Raw genomic sequence first — 17,437 nt, 5'->3', positions numbered from 1 at the left:
GGCGCACCGGTGCTCGACGCGTGACATCGGCCTGACCAGGCCGGACGTCCGCGTCGGAGCCCTCCCGGGGGTGTGGGCGGCAGGGGGACCGTCGTGCGCGGGCCCCGCAGCGGGGCCGGTGCCGGACCGACAGCAGGAGGCGCAGTGGACGTGCACGACGGCTCGACGACGCAGGCCCCCCGACGGCCCGCGCCCGCGCCGACCGCGCCCGTCGCGGTCGACGAGGTCCCGGGCGACGGGCTGACGACCCGCCAGCGGCTCATCCTGGAGACGGTCCGCGCGTCGGTCGAGCAGCGTGGCTACCCGCCGAGCATGCGGGAGATCGGCGACGCGGTCGGGCTCACGAGCCCGTCCAGCGTCAAGCACCAGCTCACCGCGCTCGAGCGCAAGGGCTACCTGCGCCGCGACCCCCACCGCCCCCGGGCGATCGAGGTCGTGCAGCCCGACGACGCCCGCACCGTCTCACCCTGGGCCGGCGGGCCCGCCGCGTCGTCGTTCGACCCGGACGCGCCCGAGCGCGACAGCGCCCCGACGCCGTCCTACGTGCCCGTCGTCGGCCGCATCGCCGCCGGTGGGCCCATCCTCGCCGACCAGGTCGTCGAGGACGTCTTCCCGCTCCCCCGGCAGCTCGTCGGCGAGGGCGAGCTCTTCCTGCTCAAGGTCGTCGGCGACTCGATGATCGACGCCGCCATCTGCGACGGCGACTGGGTGGTCGTGCGTCGCCAGCCGGTGGCGGAGAACGGTCAGATCGTCGCGGCGATGATCGACGGCGAGGCCACGGTCAAGACGCTCAAGCGCACCGACGGGCACGTGTGGCTCCTGCCCCACAACGCGGCGTACGCGCCCATCGACGGCGACGAGGCGACCGTGCTGGGTCGGGTCGTCAGCGTCCTGCGCAGCCTGTAGGCCGCAGGACGCCGACGACGTCGCCCGTCAGAAGCCGAAGCGGCGGGCGACCGAGCGCACCGCGTCCGCCGAGCGCCGCATGCCGGCGATCTCGTCGGACGACATCGGCACCTCCAGCCGCTCCAGCACGCCCGACGACCCGACGATCGAGGGCACGCTCAGGCACACGTCGGACATCCCGAGGTAGCCGTCGAGGAGCGAGGACACCGGCAGGATGCGCCGCTCGTCCTTGAGCACGGCCTCGATGATGCGCGACCCCGCCAGCGCGATCGCGTAGTTGGTCGCGCCCTTGCCCTCGATGATGCGGTACGCCGACTCGACGACCTCCCGGGCGATCGAGTCGCGCACCTCGCGCGTCAGCGCGCCGCTGCCCCCGGTCCCCTCCCACTCGAGCACCGGGACCGCACCGATCGTCGCCGAGCTCCACAGCGGCAGCTCGGTGTCCCCGTGCTCGCCCGCGATGTACGCGTGGACGTTCTGCACCGCGACGCCGGTGTGCCGCGCGATGAGGTACCGCAGGCGCGAGGAGTCCAGCACCGTGCCGGACCCGAACAGCTGGGACGGCGCGAGCCCGGAGATCTTCAGGGCGGCGTACGTGACGACGTCGACGGGATTCGTCACCATGACGTACACGGCGTTCGGCGCGACCTCGACGATGCCGGGCAGGACCTTGCGCACGAGCGAGATCGTCGCCTCGGCGAGGTCCACGCGCGACTGACCCGGCTTCTGCTTGGCACCCGCGGTGAACATCACGACGTCGCAGTCGGCCATGACCGACACGTCGTCGGAGCCGACCACCTCCGCCATCGACATGAACTGGATGCCGTGCGACAGGTCGAGCACCTCGGCGTCGACCTTGGCGCGGTTGACGTCGAGGAGCGCGACCGTGCGCGCGGCACCGCGCATCAGCGCGGCGTAGGCCATCGTCGACCCCACGGCGCCCGCCCCGACGATCCCCAGCTTCGACGTGCGGCGCGGTACGGAAGGCGTCGGGACGGCAGGCAGGCCGTCCCCCCCGGTGGCATCGACCATGGTCGTTTCCCCTCGTCACGGGCATGGACGTGCAGGCGCGGGAGCGCCTGCCCGGTCCGGCGCGCCCGCCCTGAGGCTAGTCCGAACCGGCGAGGCGGCGCAGCGCGGCCACCACGACGTCGCGGTCCGTGGTGCGCCACAGCGGCGGCATCGAGCGCTGCAGGTACTCGCCGTAGCGCGCAGTGGCCAGGCGCGGGTCCAGCACGGCGACGACGCCGCGGTCCTCGCCCGAGCGCACGAGGCGTCCTGCGCCCTGGGCCAGGAGGAGCGCCGCGTGCGTCGCCGACACCGACATGAACCCGTTGCCCCCGGCGGCCGCCACGGCGTCCGACCGCGCCGAGCGCACCGGGTCGTCCGGGCGCGGGAACGGGATCCGGTCGATGACGACCAGCCGGCACGCCGCACCCGGGACGTCGACGCCCTGCCACAGGGAGAGGGTCCCGAACAGGCAGGTCGGCTCGTCGGCGGCGAACTGCGCGACGAGCGTCGGCAGCTGGTCGTCGCCCTGCAGGAGCACCGGCACGTCGAGCCGCTCACGCATCGCCTCCGCAGCGACGGTCGCCGCGCGGCGGGACGTGAACAGCCCGAGGGTGCGTCCGCCGGCGGCCTCGACGAGGGTCGCGATCTCGTCCAGCTGGGCCTCGGTCGCTGGCTCGCGGCCCGGGGGTGGCAGGCGACGGGCGACGTAGCAGATCCCCTGCCGCGGGTAGTCGAACGGGCTCCCGACGTCGAGCCCGCGCCAGCGCGGGGGCTCGTCGCGGGAGACCGCCCGACCGGCGGGCGTCGTCGTGGCGGCCGGGCTCACCGTGCCACCCGCACCTGGTCCGGCGGCGTCGGCGTCGGGGAAGCTCGTGGCGGCGAGCGCCGTCGGTCCGACGGGTGCCGCGTCCGGCCGCACCGCGAGCCCGACCGAGCGCGCCGCGGGGTCGAACGACCCGCCCAGCGCCAACGTGGCCGACGTCAGCACCGCGGTGCGCCCGGTGAGCAGGTGGGTGCGCACCAGGCCGGCGACGGCGAGGGGCGCCGCGTGCAGCCGCGTCGTGGTCATGCCGCGCCGGTCCTCCCCACGCGCGCACCACAGGACCGTCGAGGCGTTCTGCTCGGGGTCGGCGGCCATCCGCTCCGCGACCTCGAACAGCGCGAGCATCGCCGACATGGCCATCTTGCGGCCGCCGTCCCCGCCGTCGCGGGACCCGGACTCGGGCTTCAGGGCCGTCAGCAGGGTCCTGGCCGCGTCCCGGACGGCCGCGACGGCCAGGCGCACGTCCTGCGGCAGGCCGCGCGGGAACCGGCCCTCGGGCAACGGCACGATGACGCTCACGAGGTGCTGGCCCGCCGTGTCGAGGTCGGTGGTCGGCACGCCGCCGTGGCGCCGGGCGAGCCGGGCGGCCTGCTCGACCGTCGGGAGGGACAGCTCGGCGGTCGCCTGGGCGGTGACGCGGTCGGCCAGCTCGTGCGCCTCGTCCACCACGAGCACCTGGTGCTCGGGCAGCACCCCCGGCGAGCCGGCCGCGGCGATGCCGAGCATCGCGTGGTTGGTGACGACGACGTCCGCCTCGCGCGAGCGCGCCCGGGCCGCCTCGGGGAAGCACTCGGCGAGCATGGGGCACACCCCGCCCAGGCACTCCATGGCCGTCACGGACACCTGCCGCCACGCGCGGTCGGTGACTCCGGGGACGAGGTCGTCGCGGTCGCCCGACGACGTCTCCGCGGCCCACTCCCGTGCCCGCACGACCTGCTCGCCGAGCGACTCGCGGACGGAGTCGCCGTCCTCGGCGACGGGCGGGTGCTCGGCCGCACCAGGCCGCTCCGGCACGTCGAACAGCGTGCCCTGGTCGTCGGACGGGTAGCCGCCGGCGACCTTGTGCACGCACAGGTAGTTGTGCCAGCCCTTGAGCAGCGCGATCTTCGCCTGCCGCGGCAGGCGCGAGGCGAGCGCGGTCGTCACCAGCGGCAGGTCGCGCGTCAGGACCTGGCGCTGCAGGGCCAGCGTCGCCGTCGAGACGACCACGCGCTCGTCCGTCTGCACGGCGTGCCGGACGGCCGGCACGAGGTAACCGAGCGACTTGCCGGTGCCGGTGCCCGCCTGGACCAGCAGGTGCTCACCGGTGCGCAACGCGTCGGCGACCGCCTGGGCCATCGTGTGCTGCCCGTCGCGCCGCCCCCCGCCGAGCGCCCCGACCGCGAGGTCGAGCAGCTCGTCGACCTCGGCCGCTGCGTGGGCCCCGCGGGCGCCGGCGTCGACGTCCTGGGACGTCGGGGCATCGGGCTCAGGCACCGCGACAGCGTAGTCGGGCCCCCGGGCGTCAGGACGCGTCGGCGGCCGCCTCGAGCTCGGCTGCGAGACCCGCGTCGACGCGTGCGCGCAGCAGCGTGCCCGTGGCCGTGTGCTCCTCGTGGTCGATGTCGCCGTGCTCGTGCACCCGGCTGACGAGGTCGCCGCGGTCGTAGGGCACCAGGACGTCGACCTCGACCCCGGGCCGCGGCAGCTGGTCCGCGATGAGCGCGCTCAGCTCCGCGATGCCCTCGCCGGTGCGGGCGGACACGACGATCGAGTGCACCTCGCGCGAGCGCAGGCGTGCCACCGCCTCCGGGGAGGCCAGGTCGGCCTTGTTCAGCACGATGATCTCGGGGACGTCCATCGCCCCCGGGATGTCGGCGAAGACGTGGCGCACGGCCGCGATCTGACCCTCGGGGTCGGGGTGCGCGGCGTCGACCACGTGCAGGATGAGGTCGGCGGCGGCCACCTCCTCGAGGGTGGAGCGGAAGGCCTCGACCAGCTGGTGCGGCAGGTGGCGCACGAACCCGACCGTGTCGGCGAGCGTGTAGACGCGACCGTCGGCCGCCTCGGCGCGACGCACGGTGGGGTCGAGGGTCGCGAACAGCGCGTTCTCGACCAGCACCCCCGCGTGCGTGAGCCGGTTGAGCAGCGAGGACTTGCCCGCGTTGGTGTACCCGGCGATCGCGACCGACGGGATCGCGTGGCGCTCCCGTGACGCGCGCTTGGTCGCCCGGGCGGGCGCCATCGCCGCGATCTCGCGGCGCAGCTTGGCCATCCGGTTGCGGATGCGGCGCCGGTCGAGCTCGATCTTCGTCTCACCGGGTCCGCGCGAGCCCATGCCCGCACCCGCGCCGCCGACCTGGCCACCGGCCTGGCGGCTCATCGACTCGCCCCACCCGCGCAGGCGCGGCAGCAGGTACTCGAGCTGGGCGAGCTCGACCTGGGCCTTGCCCTCACGGGACTTGGCGTGCTGAGCGAAGATGTCGAGGATCAGTGCGGTCCGGTCGACGACCTTGACCTTGACGATGTCCTCCAGCGAGCGGCGCTGGGACGGCGCGAGCTCCCCGTCGACCACGACGGTGTCCGCCCCGACGGCCGCCACGACCGTCGCGAGCTCGGCGGCCTTGCCCGAGCCGAGGAATGTGCCCGGGTCCGGTGTGCGGCGACGCTGCAGGAGCCCGTCGAGCACCTCGGAGCCCGCCGTCTCGGCGAGCGCGGCCAGCTCACGCAGGGAGTTCTCCGCGTCGTCGGCCGTGCCCGAGCCCCACAGGCCGACGAGCACGACCCGCTCCAGGCGCAGCTGGCGGTACTCGACCTCGGTGACGTCCTGGAGCTCGGTCGACAGACCGCTGATCCGGCGCAGCGACGTGCGCTCCTCCAGGTCGAGCTGGTCGCCGTCGAACGCCGTGTGGGACGTCCCCCCGGCCTGCACCGCGGTCCCCGCCCGGGCGAGCACGCGCGCGACGACGTCGTCGGCCACCTCCTGCGCGCTGCGCACCGGCGCCGCGGGCGCCTCGTCGGTGGTGTGCTGTCGGTCGTCCACGCGGGTCCTCTCGTCGGCCGGTCTGCTCCGCCCAGGATCGCACGCACGTACGACACCCGCGAAGGATTTCGCTGCGGGCTCACGGCGCGCGCACCGTTAACCTCGGCGGGTGAGCGGCACCGACGAGCAGCACGGCGAGCACTACTTCACGGCCCGTCCGGCCTCCGCGGAGCAGCGGCGGACGCTGCGCGTGCACCTCGCGGGCCGCGACGTGCAGGTCGAGACGGCCGGCGGGGTGTTCTCCCCCGACCACGTCGACCTCGGCACGCAGGTGCTGCTCCGCACCGTCCCCGCGCCGCCCGCCGCGGGCGACCTGCTGGACCTGGGCTGCGGCTGGGGGCCGGTCGCGCTGACGCTCGCCCTGCTCTCGCCCGACGCGCGGGTCTGGGCCGTCGACGTCAACGAGCGTGCGCTGGACCTCGTGCGTCGCAACGCCGCGCGCCTCGGCCTGACCAACGTCGTCGCGGCCACCCCCGACGACGTCCCCGACGACGTGCGGTTCGCCACCGCGTGGTCGAACCCGCCCGTCCGGATCGGCAAGCCCGCCCTGCAGGCGCTCCTGACGCACTGGCTGCCGCGCCTGACCCCTGACGGCGAGGCGTGGCTCGTCGTGGGTCGGCACCTCGGCGCCGACCCGCTGCAGCGCTGGCTGACCGACCAGGCCGGGCACCGCGCGGTGCGCGAGGCGAGCGCCAAGGGGTTCCGCGTGCTGCGGGTCGCGCCGTGACCCTCGCCACGCCGCAGGACGCCTCACCGGACGCCATGTGGCGGGCGCGCCGCACGATCGCGCTCGCGATGTTCGCGCTCGTCGTGCTCGTCGCCTTCGAGTCGTTCGCGGTGACGACGGTCATGCCCGGGGTCGCCGACCTGCTGGACGGGCGCGCGCTGTACGCGTTCGCGTTCGCCGGCCCGCTCGCCACGGGCGTCGTCGGCATGGTGGTGGCCGGCGCGTGGTCCGACCGCCGGGGCCCGGGCGCACCGTTCGCCGCCGGGACCGTGCTGTTCGTCGTGGGGCTCGTCGTCGCGGGTCTCGCGACGACGATGCCCGTGCTCGTCGCCGGGCGGCTGGCGCAGGGGCTCGGCGGCGGGGTCGTCAACGTGACGCTCCTCGTCACGGTCGCGCGCACCTACCCCGCGGTGCTCCACCCGCGGGTCTTCGCCTGGTTCTCGACGGCGTGGGTGCTGCCGTCGATCGTCGGCCCGGCCGTCGCCGGTCTCGTCGCCGACCTGGCCGGGTGGCGGTGGGTGTTCCTCGGGGTCGCGGTGCTCGTGGTGCCCGCGGCCGTCCCGCTGCTGGGCGCGGTCCGCGGGCTCGGCCCGGCGGCGCGCCGCGACCCCGGCGAGCGCACCGACGACGCGGCACCGGCCCCCGCCGCCCCGGACGACCCGCGTCCCGACGACGCCCGCCGACGCGTCGCGTGGGCGGTGCTCGTCGCCGCAGCGGTCCTCGCGCTCAACCTCGCGGCCCCGCTGCCCGCGCCCTGGTCGCACCTGCTCGCCGTCGCGGCCGCCCTCGGGGCCGTGGCCGCCGCGCGCCCGCTGCTGCCGCGCGGCTCGCTGCGCGCCCGGCCGGGCCTGCCGAGCGTCATCACGACCCGTGCGCTGCTCTCCGGTGCCTTCTTCGGGGCGCAGGTCTACGTGCCGTACCTGCTCGTCGACCGCGACGGCTGGGGCACCACCGCCAGCGGGCTCGGGCTGTCGACCGCCGCGCTCGCGTGGTCGGCCGCCTCCGTCGTCCAGGGGCGCCTCGGCCCGCGGCTGCGCAGCCGGACGGCGGTGCGCACGGGCACGGCGCTCGTCCTGCTCGGCGTCTCGGGGTCCGCGGCCGCCACCGCGCTCGGCCTGCCCGCGTGGGTCGTCGTGACCGCCTGGACCGCGTGCGGCGCCGGCATGGGCCTGGGCTCGTCGCGCCTCAACGTCCTGCTCCTGGGCTGGTCGGCCCCGCAGGACCAGGGCCGCAACAGCGCCGCCAACTCGATCGCCGACTCGGTGGGCGCAGCCCTCGCGCTCGCGCTGACCGGCGTCGTGTTCGTCGCCGCGGGCGGCGCCGAGGGCTACCGCGGTGCGGGCCCGTTCGTCGCCGCGTTCACGCTCACGGCCGTCCTCGCGCTCGGCGCCGCGCTCGTGGCAGCGCGCGTCGGTGTCCCGCCGACCGAGCGTCCCCGCGTGCCGTCGGCGGACGAGGACCGACCCGCGACCCCCGCCGCGGTCGCACCCGTCGCGGGGTCCACGGGCACCACGCCGGCGAGCGCGCCGACCACCTGACGGGCCGTCGGCACGCCCTGCGCCCGCACCACGACGACGCCGGCCGCGTCGAGCACGACGACCGTCGGCGTCGCGACGATCTCGAGCGTCGCCGCCAGCTCCGGGGCGTCGGCCACGTCGACCTCGACGTGGCTGACCCCCGGCACCGCGTCGGCGACCCGGGCCAGGACGCGGCGCGTGGTGCGGCAGGGGGCGCAGAAGGCGGTCGAGACCTGCAGCAGGGTGGCGCGCTCGCCCAGCGGCGCACCGAGGTCGTGGTGCGTGAGGGTGAGGGCGGCGTTCACGCCGTCAGCGCGTCGACGTCGACACGCACGTCGGCGACCAGGACCGCCGGGCCGGCCAGCTCGGCGTGCCCGTCGGGGCGCAGCGTGACGCGCACGGTGCCGCCGGGGACGTCCACCAGCCACACGCCGGGTGCCTGGGCGCCGCCCCAGGCACGCACGGCAGCGGCCGCGGCGACCGCACCCGTGCCGCACGACCGGGTCTCCCCCACGCCGCGCTCGTGCACGCGCATCCGCAGCCGGCCGACGACGGTCCCGTCCGCGGAGACCTGCTCGCCGAGCGGCACGACCAGCTCGACGTTGGTGCCGTCCACGGGCACGGGCCGGACGTCGGGCGCGACCGTGAGGTCGGCGCGCTCGAGGTCGGCCTCCTGCGCGAGCACGACGACGGTGTGCGGGTTGCCGACGTCGACGGACAGCCCCGGGCGCGTGACGGTCAGGCCCGTGACGTCGACCTGCGCGTCGCCGCCGTCGGCGAGCGCGGCCGTCCCGGCGGGCAGCAGGACGGTCCCCATGCCGACGGAGAACCAGGGGCCGTGACCGACGTCGGGGGTGGTGGTCGTCACGGTGCGCACGCCTGCGCGGGTGCCGACGACGAGGGGCCCGGCCGTCGGGTCCCACAGCCCCAGCCGCTGCGCGTACCGCGCGAAGACCCGGACGCCGTTGCCGCACATCTGCGCGGTCGAGCCGTCGGCGTTGCGGTAGTCCATGAACCACGTGCTCGACCGCGCGTCGTCCGGCGCGTCGGGGACCAGGACCGTCGCCACGAGGCGGATCACGCCGTCCCCGCCGACGCCCGCGCGGCGGTCGCACAGCAGCTGCACGAGGCCGGGGGTCAGGTCGAGGTCGCCGGAGCGGTCGTCGACGAGCACGAAGTCGTTCTGCGTGCCGTGGCCCTTGGTGACGGCGAGCAGCCCGGCGCGGGGCTCGGGAGCGGGGGTCGCCGGGGTCGGGGCGGCGGTCGTCGCGGACGTCGGGGCGGTCGGCGCGGTCACGACCCCAGCGTACGGCGGACGGGGCCGCGCACGTCGGGTGGCGGGAGCCGGTCGGCGTCGGCGGCGGCCACGAGGTCGAGCGCGCGCGCGACGAGGTCCGGGTCCTGCGCGTCGAGCCAGTGCACGCGGGGGTCGCGGCCGAACCAGCCCATCTGCTTGCGCGCGAGCCGGCGCGTCCCGGCGGCCGTGGCGGCGCGTGCCGCCTCGGCGTCGAGCTCGCCCCCCAGCTGCGCGAGCGCCTGCGCGTACCCGACGGCGCGGGACGCCGTGCGCCCCAGCCCGGACGTCGCGAGCCGCGCGACCTCGTCGAGCAGGCCGCCGTCCCACATCCGTGCGACGCGGAGCTCGATCCGCTCGTCGAGCACGCCGCGGTCGCAGTCCAGCCCGATCTGCAGCGCCGGCACCTCGTACACGTGGCTCGGCAGGCTCGCAGAGTACGGGCGACCGGTGAGCGCGACGACCTCCAGGGCACGCACGACACGTCGCGCGTTGCGCGGTCCGATGCCCTCGGCAGCGACGGGGTCGACCGCCGCGAGCTCGGCGTGCAGGGCACGCGCACCCTCGGCCTCCACACGCTCCTCGAGCGCGGCCCGCAGCTGCGGGTCGGTGCCCGGGAACTCCATGCGGTCGAGCAGCGCGCGCACGTAGAGCCCCGAGCCGCCCACCGCGACGGCCCGCACGTCACGCGAGGCGAGCTCGGCGAGCACGGCGCGCCCGAGCTCCTGGTAGTCGGCGACCGAGGCCTCCTGCTGCGGGTCGAGCACGTCGAGCAGGTGGTGGGGCACGCCGCGGCGCTCGGCCGGCGCGAGCTTGGCGGTGCCGACGTCCATGCCCCGGTACAGCTGCATCGCGTCGGTGTTGACGACCTCGGCGCCCAGCGCCGCGGCGAGCGCGAGCGCGAGGTCCGACTTGCCGGTCGCCGTGGGGCCGACGAGCGCGACGACGAGGCTCACGACGCGACCCACCACTCGACGACCGCGTGGGCGGCGCCGTGCCACACGGTCGCGTGCCGCACGTCCGGGGCCCCCAGGGCCTCGCGGGGGCCGGCCGCGTCGACCGCCCCGACGAGGACCTGCCACGGCGCCCAGCCCGTGACGGCGAGCGCGGCGGCGAGCGTCGGGTCGAGCCCCGCGAGCGCGTCACGTGCCGCAGCGCCCCCCGTCGCCAGGGCGGCCTGCAGGTCCGCGTCGAACGCGGCGGCGCGGTCGTCGGGCGGTTGTGGGGCGGCCGCGCCGTGCCGGGCCGACCCCGAGCCGACGACGACCAGCGCGGTCCGCCCGGCGGCCGTCGTCGACGCGCCCACCGCCCGCAGGGCCGCCACGGGGCCAGGGCCCACCTCGACGAGGTGCAGGTGGTCGGGCGGCACACCGGCGTCGAGCGCGAGGCGCACGCCGACCACGCCCCCGGCCGCCGGTGACCCCGCGACCGGGGCGGGCGCACCGGGCGCGGGAAGGAGCCGCACGTCGGGCACTCGCGCTCCCAGCAGGTGGTCAGGGGCGCCGACCGCGGCGGCACCGAGGTGCAGCACGCCGACCACCGCCCGGTCCGCCCCGCCCGCGCGGACCGGTGCGACGACCACCACCCGGTCGGCGGACGTCATGGCGCGCACCACCGCGTCGGCCGCCGCCGACCGCAGCGCGACGAGCGCCGGAGCACCCGACGCGGCACCCGCGACGCCGGGCAGCAGCAGGACGGTGTCCGGGACCAGAGCAGCGGCGGCGAGCACGGACCGACGGTAACCCGAGCGGCGGGGGTCGCCCGTCCGGCTCGGCGGAGCGTCGGTCCCGGCGGGTAGGGTCGGCCCATGGGCTGGCTCCGTCGACGTGCGCACCGGTGGTGGTCCACCGCTCGCCCGGCGCCCGAGGCCGCCGGCACCCCCGTCGACGACCTCGAGCTGCACGACCGCGTCGCCGAGCTGCTGGTCCGCGAGCTCGGCACGGCGGAGCACGCGACGACGTTCCCGACCGGCGTGTCCCCCGCCCGGATCGCGTCGTGGATGTCGGAGAACCAGTTCTCGTACTTCATCGACAACGACGGGGACCTCGGCGGGCTGTGGCGCGGACGCCTGTTCTACTTCTTCCTGTTCGGGGAGCAGGCCGAGATCCTGCAGGTCCGCGGGCAGTGGCACCGCGAGCTGGCGATCGAACGGCTGGAGGAGGTGCTCGACCTGTGCAACGAGTGGAACGCCGAGCGCATCTGGCCCAAGGCCTACGTGCGCGTGCGTGACAACGGGCGCGTCCACGTCGTCGCGGAGGTCGCGACCGACCTCGAGCACGGTGCGACCGACGCCCAGCTCAGCCAGATCCTGTTCTGCGGCCTGTCGACCGGCAGCATGCTGTTCGACGCCCTCGACGAGCGGTACCCCGACCCGGCGGGAGCGGCACCGTGAGCACCCCGGGGTGGCTCCTGCGCGTCCTCGGGGGGCTGCCGAAGCCGACCAAGGGCCGCCCCCTGGACGACGAGCCGCCGCGCCCCCTGACGCGCGACCGCGTCGCGGACTACCTGCTGGGACGGGGCTACCGGTTCGTCGTCGACGACGACGGGGACCTCACCGGCACCTGGGACGGCAGCCGTTTCTGGTTCCTGCTCCTGGGTGACCAGCAGGAGATCCTGCAGGTCCGCGGTCGCTGGCACCGGTCGATGCCGATCGCGCAGCGGCGCGCGCTCGCGCTCGCCGTCAACGACTGGAACCGCGAGCGCATCTGGCCGAAGGCCTACGTCCGCGAGGAGGAGGGCGCACTCGCGGTGTACGCCGAGGTGTCGGCGGACCTGGAGCCCGGCGTGACCGACGTGCAGCTCGCGCAGCTCCTGGCGTGCGGGCTGGGGACCGGGGTGCAGCTGTTCGCCGCGCTCGACCCGATCGTGCCGGGCGACGGCGCGCCGCCGCCGGACGTGCCCGACAACTGACGCCTCACAGGCCGCCGAGCACCTGGCCCAGCACGATCTTGGTGATCATCGCCGCCGGGTAGACCAGCGCGTAGCCCAGCGCCACGCGCGCGTCGTACCCGGTGCGCGCGTTCGCGAACGCCAGGACGGCCGGCTGCGTCTGCGCGCCGCCCATGAGGCCGGACAGCCGCGTGCCGCCGATGTGGAACATGCGGCGCATGACGACGTACAGGCCGGTCGCGACGACGCCCGTGACGAGCACGCCGAGCGCGAGGATGCGCAGCCAGTCCCCCGAGGTGAAGGCGGCCCCGATCTGCGCGCCCGCACGCGTACCCGCCTGCGCGAGGAACATGAGCAGGCCGAGCTCGGCGATCGCCTGGGCTGCCGTGTAGGGCATCGCCGTGACCACGGGGCCGATCCGTCCCACCCGACCCAGGACCAGGCCCACCAGCAGGGTGCCCGCGGCCGAGCCGATCGAGAAGAGCCGGCCCGGCACGGGGAACGCGACGGACCCCACGAGGATCCCGGCGGCCATGCCGAGCCCCAGCACGACGGGCGTGATGTCCGAGAGCCCGCGCGACGAGTCGCCGAACCACGTCGAGACCTCGACCATGCGCTCGCGCGGTGCGATGACGCGGACCCGGTCCCCGAGCTGCAGCTGGAAGTCGTCCGTGGCGACGACGTCGACGTCACCCCGGCGCACGCGGGAGATCGTCGCCCCAAAGCGGTGCAGCAGGTCCAGCTCGGCGATCGTGTGGCCCGCGGCCTGCTGCGTGGACACCGTGACCCGACGCACGTCGAGGTAGAGACGGTCGGCCTCCAGCCGGTGCGACGACGTGTGGCCCAGCTCGCGCGTGACCGCGTCGACGTCCTCGGCCGGGCCGACGACGGTCACGAGGTCGTCGAGGAGCAGGAGGTCCGCGTCGTCCGCCGTGCGGATCGGCGACTCCTCGCCGCGGCGGACGCGCGAGAACTTGATGCGATCGGCATGCCGGTGCTCGAGGTCCTGCACGCTGGGGTTGCCGGTGACCTCGACCCGGACCGTGCGGTTGACCAGCACCGGCGGCGCGTCGGTGTCGCGGTCCCGGTGGCGCAGCGCGGCGGACACGGCCACCAGCATGCCCACGACGCCGAACAGGTAGGTCACCGCGTACCCGATGGTCGGGCCGGCGTCGTCGCCCGCGGCGTCGCGCGCGGCCGCGAGGGCGGGCGTGTTGGTCACGGCGCCGGCCCAGGCGCCGGCGACGACGGCGCTGTCGAGCCCCAGCACGCGTCCCGCGCCCACCGCGACCACGGCGCCGAGCACGAGCACCCCCGCCATGGCGAGGATCGGCGCGAGGCTGCGGCGCAGCGACGAGAAGAACGTCGCACCCGAGACGATGCCGACGCAGAACGTGAACAGCGTGAGCCCGAGGGTGCCGAGCGCCTCGGTGATCTCCAGGTCGACGCCGTACGACGAAGCCCAGGCCGACAGCCCGATCGCGAGGAACAGGACGGCCGCTGCGCCGAGCCCGACGCCGCGGACCTTGACGTGGCCGATGGCGGAGCCCACGCCGATGACGGCGAACAGGAGCAGCACGGGCTGCTGGGCGAGGAAGAGGAAGACGTCGGGCACGGGGGGCTCCACGGGTGCTGCGGGCGCCGCGGGACGGCAACCCTGCCGGACCCATTGAAGCCCCGGCACTCCGCGCCGGCCTGGTCCCTAGGACCCGGGTGGTCGTCCCAGGCGTGGCAGACCCAGCACGACCGGCCCGGCGGGTGCGGCCGCTCCCGTGCCGCAGCCACCGCCGGCACCGGTGCCCGCGTGCTCGTCGTGACCCTCGGCGCGCGCCTGCCACGCGTCGCCCGCGCGGGTCCGGCGCACCCGGAACGTGCCGCCCGGGACGAGCGCCGAGTCGGCGACCAGGTGGTACGGGGCGCTGCGGGTGACCTCGACGGTGACGAGGTCACCGGGGCGTGGGGCGTCGGTCGGGCCGAGACCCGCCGGCAGCGCCAGGTGCACGAGGCGGTTGTCCTGCGCGCGACCAGAGATGCGGGCCGTCGCACCGTCCTTGCGACCCTCGCCCTGCGCGACGAGCACGTCCAGCGTGCGGCCGACCTGCGCGGCGTTCTCCTCCCCGGAGATGCGCTCCTGCAGCGCGGCCAGGCGCTCGTACCGCTCCTGCACGACGGCCTTCGGCACCTGACCGGGCAGGTCGGCCGCGGGCGTGCCCGGCCGCGGCGAGTACTGGAACGTGTACGCGGACGCGAACCGCGACCGTTCCACGACGTCCAGTGTCTGCGCGAAGTCGTCCTCCGTCTCCCCCGGGAACCCGACGATGACGTCCGTCGTGATCGCGGCCTGCGGGATCGCGGCCCGCACCCGGTCGAGGATCCCGAGGAAGCGGTCCGCCCGGTACGAGCGGCGCATCGCGCGCAGCACCCGGTCCGAACCGGACTGCAGCGGCATGTGCAGCTGCGGCATGACGGTCGGCGTGTCCGCCATCGCCGCGATGACGTCGTCGGTGAACGCCGCCGGGTGGGGCGACGTGAAGCGCACGCGCTCGAGCCCCGGGACCGCGCCGACGGCGCGCAGCAGCTTGCCGAAGGCGTGCCGGTCGCCGAACCCCACGCCGTAGGAGTTGACGTTCTGCCCGAGCAGCGTGACCTCGATCGCGCCGGTCGCCACCAGCGCCTCGACCTCGGCCAGCACGTCGGCGGGTCGCCGGTCGCGCTCCTTGCCTCGCAGGTGGGGCACGATGCAGAACGTGCACGTGTTGTTGCAGCCCACGGAGATCGACACCCAGCCCGCGTAGACCGACTCACGACGGGTGGGCAGCGTGCTCGGGAAGACCTGCAACGACTCCGCGATCTCCACCTGGGCGGCCTCGTTGTGCCGCGCCCGCTCCAGCAGCGTGGGCAGCACGTCGAGGTTGTGCGTCCCGAACACCACGTCGACCCAGGGTGCGCGCTCGACGATGCCCGCCCGGTCCTTCTGCGCGAGGCACCCGCCGACCGCGATCTGCATGCCACCGGGGCGGGCCCGCTTGGTGCCGGCGAGGCGCCCGAGGTTGCCGTACAGCTTGTCGGACGCGTTCTCGCGGACCGCGCACGTGTTGATGACCAGGACGTCGACGTCCTCGGCCGCGGCGTCCGCCGGTGCCGCGGGCACGTACCCCGCCTGCTCGAGCATGCCGGCCATGTGCTCGGAGTCGTGCACGTTCATCTGGCAGCCGAGCGTCTTGACGAGGTACGTGCGGGCACGCTCGTCGACCGGCAGGGGCGCACCGGCCGAGGCGCCCGTTGCGCGCGCGGGCGCGAGGGCGTCGAGGGGAGCGGGGAGCGTCGTGGACATCGCCCCCAGGGTACGTCGGGCCCGTCGCGGCCCGGACGAGGCAGGGGGTCTGCCCATCATGTGAACAGGGTGTTACCGGTCCGTGACGCGCATCCATGGCGCTCGCAACATCGCACCCGTAGGTTCGGCACATGGCCGACAGCATCACGGCGGAGCCCGGACCCGCGGACGTGGACACGCGTCCGACAGGCGAGCCCCTCATCGTCCTCGACCACGTCGACAAGCACTTCGGCGCGCTCCACGTGCTCAAGGACGTCAACCTCACCGTCCACCGGGGCGAGGTCGTGGTGGTGATCGGACCGTCCGGGTCGGGCAAGTCGACGCTGTGCCGCACGATCAACCGGCTCGAGACGATCGACTCCGGGACCATCACGCTCGACGGCAAGCCGCTGCCCGCCGAGGGGCGTGAGCTCGCGCGCCTGCGCGCCGACGTCGGCATGGTGTTCCAGTCGTTCAACCTCTTCGCGCACAAGACCGTGCTCGAGAACGTCACGCTCGGCCAGATCAAGGCCAAGCGGGTCAAGCCGGCCGACGCGCGCACCACGGCCATGGAGATCCTCGAGCGGGTCGGGGTCGCCGACCAGGCGGACAAGCTGCCCGCGCAGCTGTCCGGCGGGCAGCAGCAGCGCGTCGCGATCGCGCGGGCGCTGGCGATGCGCCCGAAGGCCATGCTGTTCGACGAGCCGACGTCGGCGCTCGACCCCGAGATGATCAACGAGGTCCTCGACGTCATGGTCGGCCTCGCCCGCGACGGCATGACGATGGTCGTGGTCACGCACGAGATGGGCTTTGCGCGTCGCGCGGCCCACCGCGTGGTGTTCATGGACGCCGGTCAGATCGTCGAGGAGGCCGACCCCGAGACGTTCTTCACCGCGCCCACGAGCGACCGGGCGCAGGACTTCCTGTCGAAGATCCTCACCCACTGAGCCGACGCTCCGACCCTCACCCAGGCGCCACCCGCGCCGACGCCATCGAAGGAGACGCACCATGCGACCCGTCCGCACCGGGCTCATCGCCCTGATGTCCGCCACCGTGCTCGTGCTCACCGCCTGCGCGGGCGACGCCGACCCCGCGGAGACCGCCGAGCCGGCCGACGACGCCACGGCCGTCGAGGAGGAGATGGCGGAGTTCCCCGAGGGGTCGACGATGGCCCGCCTCGCCGAGGCCGGATCGATCACGATCGGCACCAAGTTCGACCAGCCGCTGTTCGGCCTGGTCGGCCCCGACGGTGTGCCCGAGGGCTTCGACGTCGAGATCGGCACGATGATCGCCGACAAGCTCGGCATCGCGCCCGAGGACATCGAGTGGAAGGAATCGATCTCGGCCAACCGCGAGCCGTTCATCCAGAACGCCGAGGTCGACATCGTCGTCGCGACGTACACGATCAACGACAAGCGCAAGGAGGTCGTCTCGTTCGCCGGGCCGTACTACCTGGCGGGCCAGTCGATCCTCACCCTGGCGTCGAACTCCGACATCCAGGGGCCGGACGACCTGGCGGGCAAGAACGTCTGCACCGTGTCGGGCTCCACGCCCGAGGCGAACCTGCTGGCGAACTTCCCGGAGGCGAAGGTCCAGGCGCTCGGGGCGTACTCCGACTGCATCGAGCCGCTGCGCAACGGCCAGGTCGACGCGATCAGCACCGACAACGTGATCCTCGCGGGCTTCGCGGACCAGTACGACGACCTGGAGGTGCGCGGCGAGCCGTTCACCGAGGAGCCGTACGGCATCGGCCTCGCGCTCGACGACACCGACTTCCGGATGTGGATCAACGACGTGCTCGAGGAGAGCTTCGAGGACGGCAGCTGGGTCGAGGCGTGGGAGTCCACGGCCGGCACGGTGCTGCCGACGCCCGAGCCCCCCACGGTCGACCGCTACTGAGCCACCCCGCCACCGGGCCGCACCCGTCAGGGGCGG

General features: G+C 75.1%; 15 protein-coding genes. 7 read left to right on the top strand and 8 right to left on the bottom strand.

Annotation, left to right across the window (positions count from 1 at the left end):
- Positions 1-240: 240 nt before the first annotated feature.
- Positions 241-906, top strand: coding sequence for a transcriptional repressor LexA (gene lexA / locus OKX07_RS08450; RefSeq protein ID WP_265631858.1), 666 nt, complete (start codon positions 241-243; stop codon positions 904-906).
- A 27-nt stretch (positions 907-933) separates the two neighbouring features.
- On the opposite strand, the gene OKX07_RS08445 is transcribed toward lexA, so the two are convergent.
- The 3 genes from OKX07_RS08445 to hflX form a co-directional block, all read right to left on the bottom strand.
- The gene (locus OKX07_RS08445; protein WP_265631380.1) at positions 934-1,938 is read right to left on the bottom strand and encodes an L-lactate dehydrogenase; all 1,005 of its coding nucleotides are present in this window, start codon (positions 1,936-1,938) and stop codon (positions 934-936) included.
- 76 nt (positions 1,939-2,014) lie between these two features.
- Positions 2,015-4,216: an ATP-dependent DNA helicase gene (locus OKX07_RS08440; RefSeq protein WP_416220847.1), complete on the bottom strand. Its 2,202-nt coding sequence runs from the start codon at positions 4,214-4,216 to the stop codon at positions 2,015-2,017.
- A gap of 28 nt (positions 4,217-4,244) precedes the next feature.
- Positions 4,245-5,762 carry a GTPase HflX gene (hflX, locus tag OKX07_RS08435; protein WP_265631379.1) on the bottom strand — a complete coding sequence of 506 codons (1,518 nt, stop codon included), beginning with the start codon at positions 5,760-5,762 and terminating at the stop codon, positions 4,245-4,247.
- 109 nt (positions 5,763-5,871) lie between these two features.
- On the opposite strand from hflX, the gene OKX07_RS08430 reads away from it, so the two are divergent.
- Both OKX07_RS08430 and OKX07_RS08425 read left to right on the top strand, forming a co-directional pair.
- The gene (locus OKX07_RS08430; RefSeq protein WP_265631378.1) at positions 5,872-6,489 is read left to right on the top strand and encodes a class I SAM-dependent methyltransferase; all 618 of its coding nucleotides are present in this window, start codon (positions 5,872-5,874) and stop codon (positions 6,487-6,489) included.
- Entirely contained in the window at positions 6,486-8,027 is a 1,542-nt protein-coding gene (locus tag OKX07_RS08425; RefSeq protein ID WP_265631377.1) for an MFS transporter, read from the top strand. The genes OKX07_RS08430 and OKX07_RS08425 overlap by 4 nt, the downstream gene beginning before the upstream one ends.
- Positions 8,028-8,307: 280 nt before the next feature.
- Here OKX07_RS08425 and dapF read toward each other — a convergent pair whose 3' ends face one another.
- Genes dapF through OKX07_RS08410 form a run of 3 tightly spaced genes read right to left on the bottom strand, consistent with a single transcriptional unit; the run spans position 8,308 to position 11,029 of the window.
- On the bottom strand, positions 8,308-9,303 hold the full coding sequence (dapF, locus tag OKX07_RS08420; protein ID WP_265631376.1) for a diaminopimelate epimerase: 996 nt from the start codon (positions 9,301-9,303) through the stop codon (positions 8,308-8,310).
- A complete protein-coding gene (gene miaA, locus OKX07_RS08415) occupies positions 9,300-10,256 on the bottom strand; it encodes a tRNA (adenosine(37)-N6)-dimethylallyltransferase MiaA (RefSeq protein ID WP_265631375.1) in 957 nt (318 codons plus the stop codon). Before miaA ends, dapF begins: the two co-directional genes overlap by 4 nt.
- Positions 10,253-11,029, bottom strand: coding sequence for a hypothetical protein (locus OKX07_RS08410; protein ID WP_265631374.1), 777 nt, complete (start codon positions 11,027-11,029; stop codon positions 10,253-10,255). Before OKX07_RS08410 ends, miaA begins: the two co-directional genes overlap by 4 nt.
- Before the next feature lie 78 nt (positions 11,030-11,107).
- On the opposite strand from OKX07_RS08410, the gene OKX07_RS08405 reads away from it, so the two are divergent.
- Positions 11,108-11,692 (top strand): YbjN domain-containing protein, encoded by a 585-nt coding sequence (locus tag OKX07_RS08405; RefSeq protein ID WP_265631373.1) that lies wholly within the window; start codon positions 11,108-11,110, stop codon positions 11,690-11,692.
- A complete protein-coding gene (locus tag OKX07_RS08400; protein WP_265631372.1) occupies positions 11,689-12,210 on the top strand; it encodes a YbjN domain-containing protein in 522 nt (173 codons plus the stop codon). Before OKX07_RS08405 ends, OKX07_RS08400 begins: the two co-directional genes overlap by 4 nt.
- Before the next feature lie 4 nt (positions 12,211-12,214).
- On the opposite strand, the gene OKX07_RS08395 is transcribed toward OKX07_RS08400, so the two are convergent.
- Both OKX07_RS08395 and miaB read right to left on the bottom strand, forming a co-directional pair.
- Positions 12,215-13,804 carry an aspartate:alanine exchanger family transporter gene (locus OKX07_RS08395; protein ID WP_265631371.1) on the bottom strand — a complete coding sequence of 530 codons (1,590 nt, stop codon included), beginning with the start codon at positions 13,802-13,804 and terminating at the stop codon, positions 12,215-12,217.
- 87 nt (positions 13,805-13,891) lie between these two features.
- A complete protein-coding gene (gene miaB, locus OKX07_RS08390) occupies positions 13,892-15,523 on the bottom strand; it encodes a tRNA (N6-isopentenyl adenosine(37)-C2)-methylthiotransferase MiaB (protein WP_265631370.1) in 1,632 nt (543 codons plus the stop codon).
- A gap of 131 nt (positions 15,524-15,654) precedes the next feature.
- Between miaB and OKX07_RS08385 the strand changes: the two genes are divergently transcribed.
- Both OKX07_RS08385 and OKX07_RS08380 read left to right on the top strand, forming a co-directional pair.
- Complete coding sequence (locus OKX07_RS08385) at positions 15,655-16,449, top strand: amino acid ABC transporter ATP-binding protein (RefSeq protein WP_265631369.1); 795 nt, start codon at positions 15,655-15,657, stop codon at positions 16,447-16,449.
- Positions 16,450-16,510: 61 nt separating this feature from the next.
- The gene (locus OKX07_RS08380) at positions 16,511-17,401 is read left to right on the top strand and encodes a glutamate ABC transporter substrate-binding protein (protein ID WP_265631368.1); all 891 of its coding nucleotides are present in this window, start codon (positions 16,511-16,513) and stop codon (positions 17,399-17,401) included.
- The last annotated feature ends 36 nt before the right edge of the window (positions 17,402-17,437 follow it).

The sequence above is a fragment of the Cellulomonas sp. S1-8 genome, assembly GCF_026184235.1.
Classification (GTDB): domain Bacteria; phylum Actinomycetota; class Actinomycetes; order Actinomycetales; family Cellulomonadaceae; genus Cellulomonas.
This window is presented reverse-complemented; position numbering and strand designations above follow the sequence as displayed.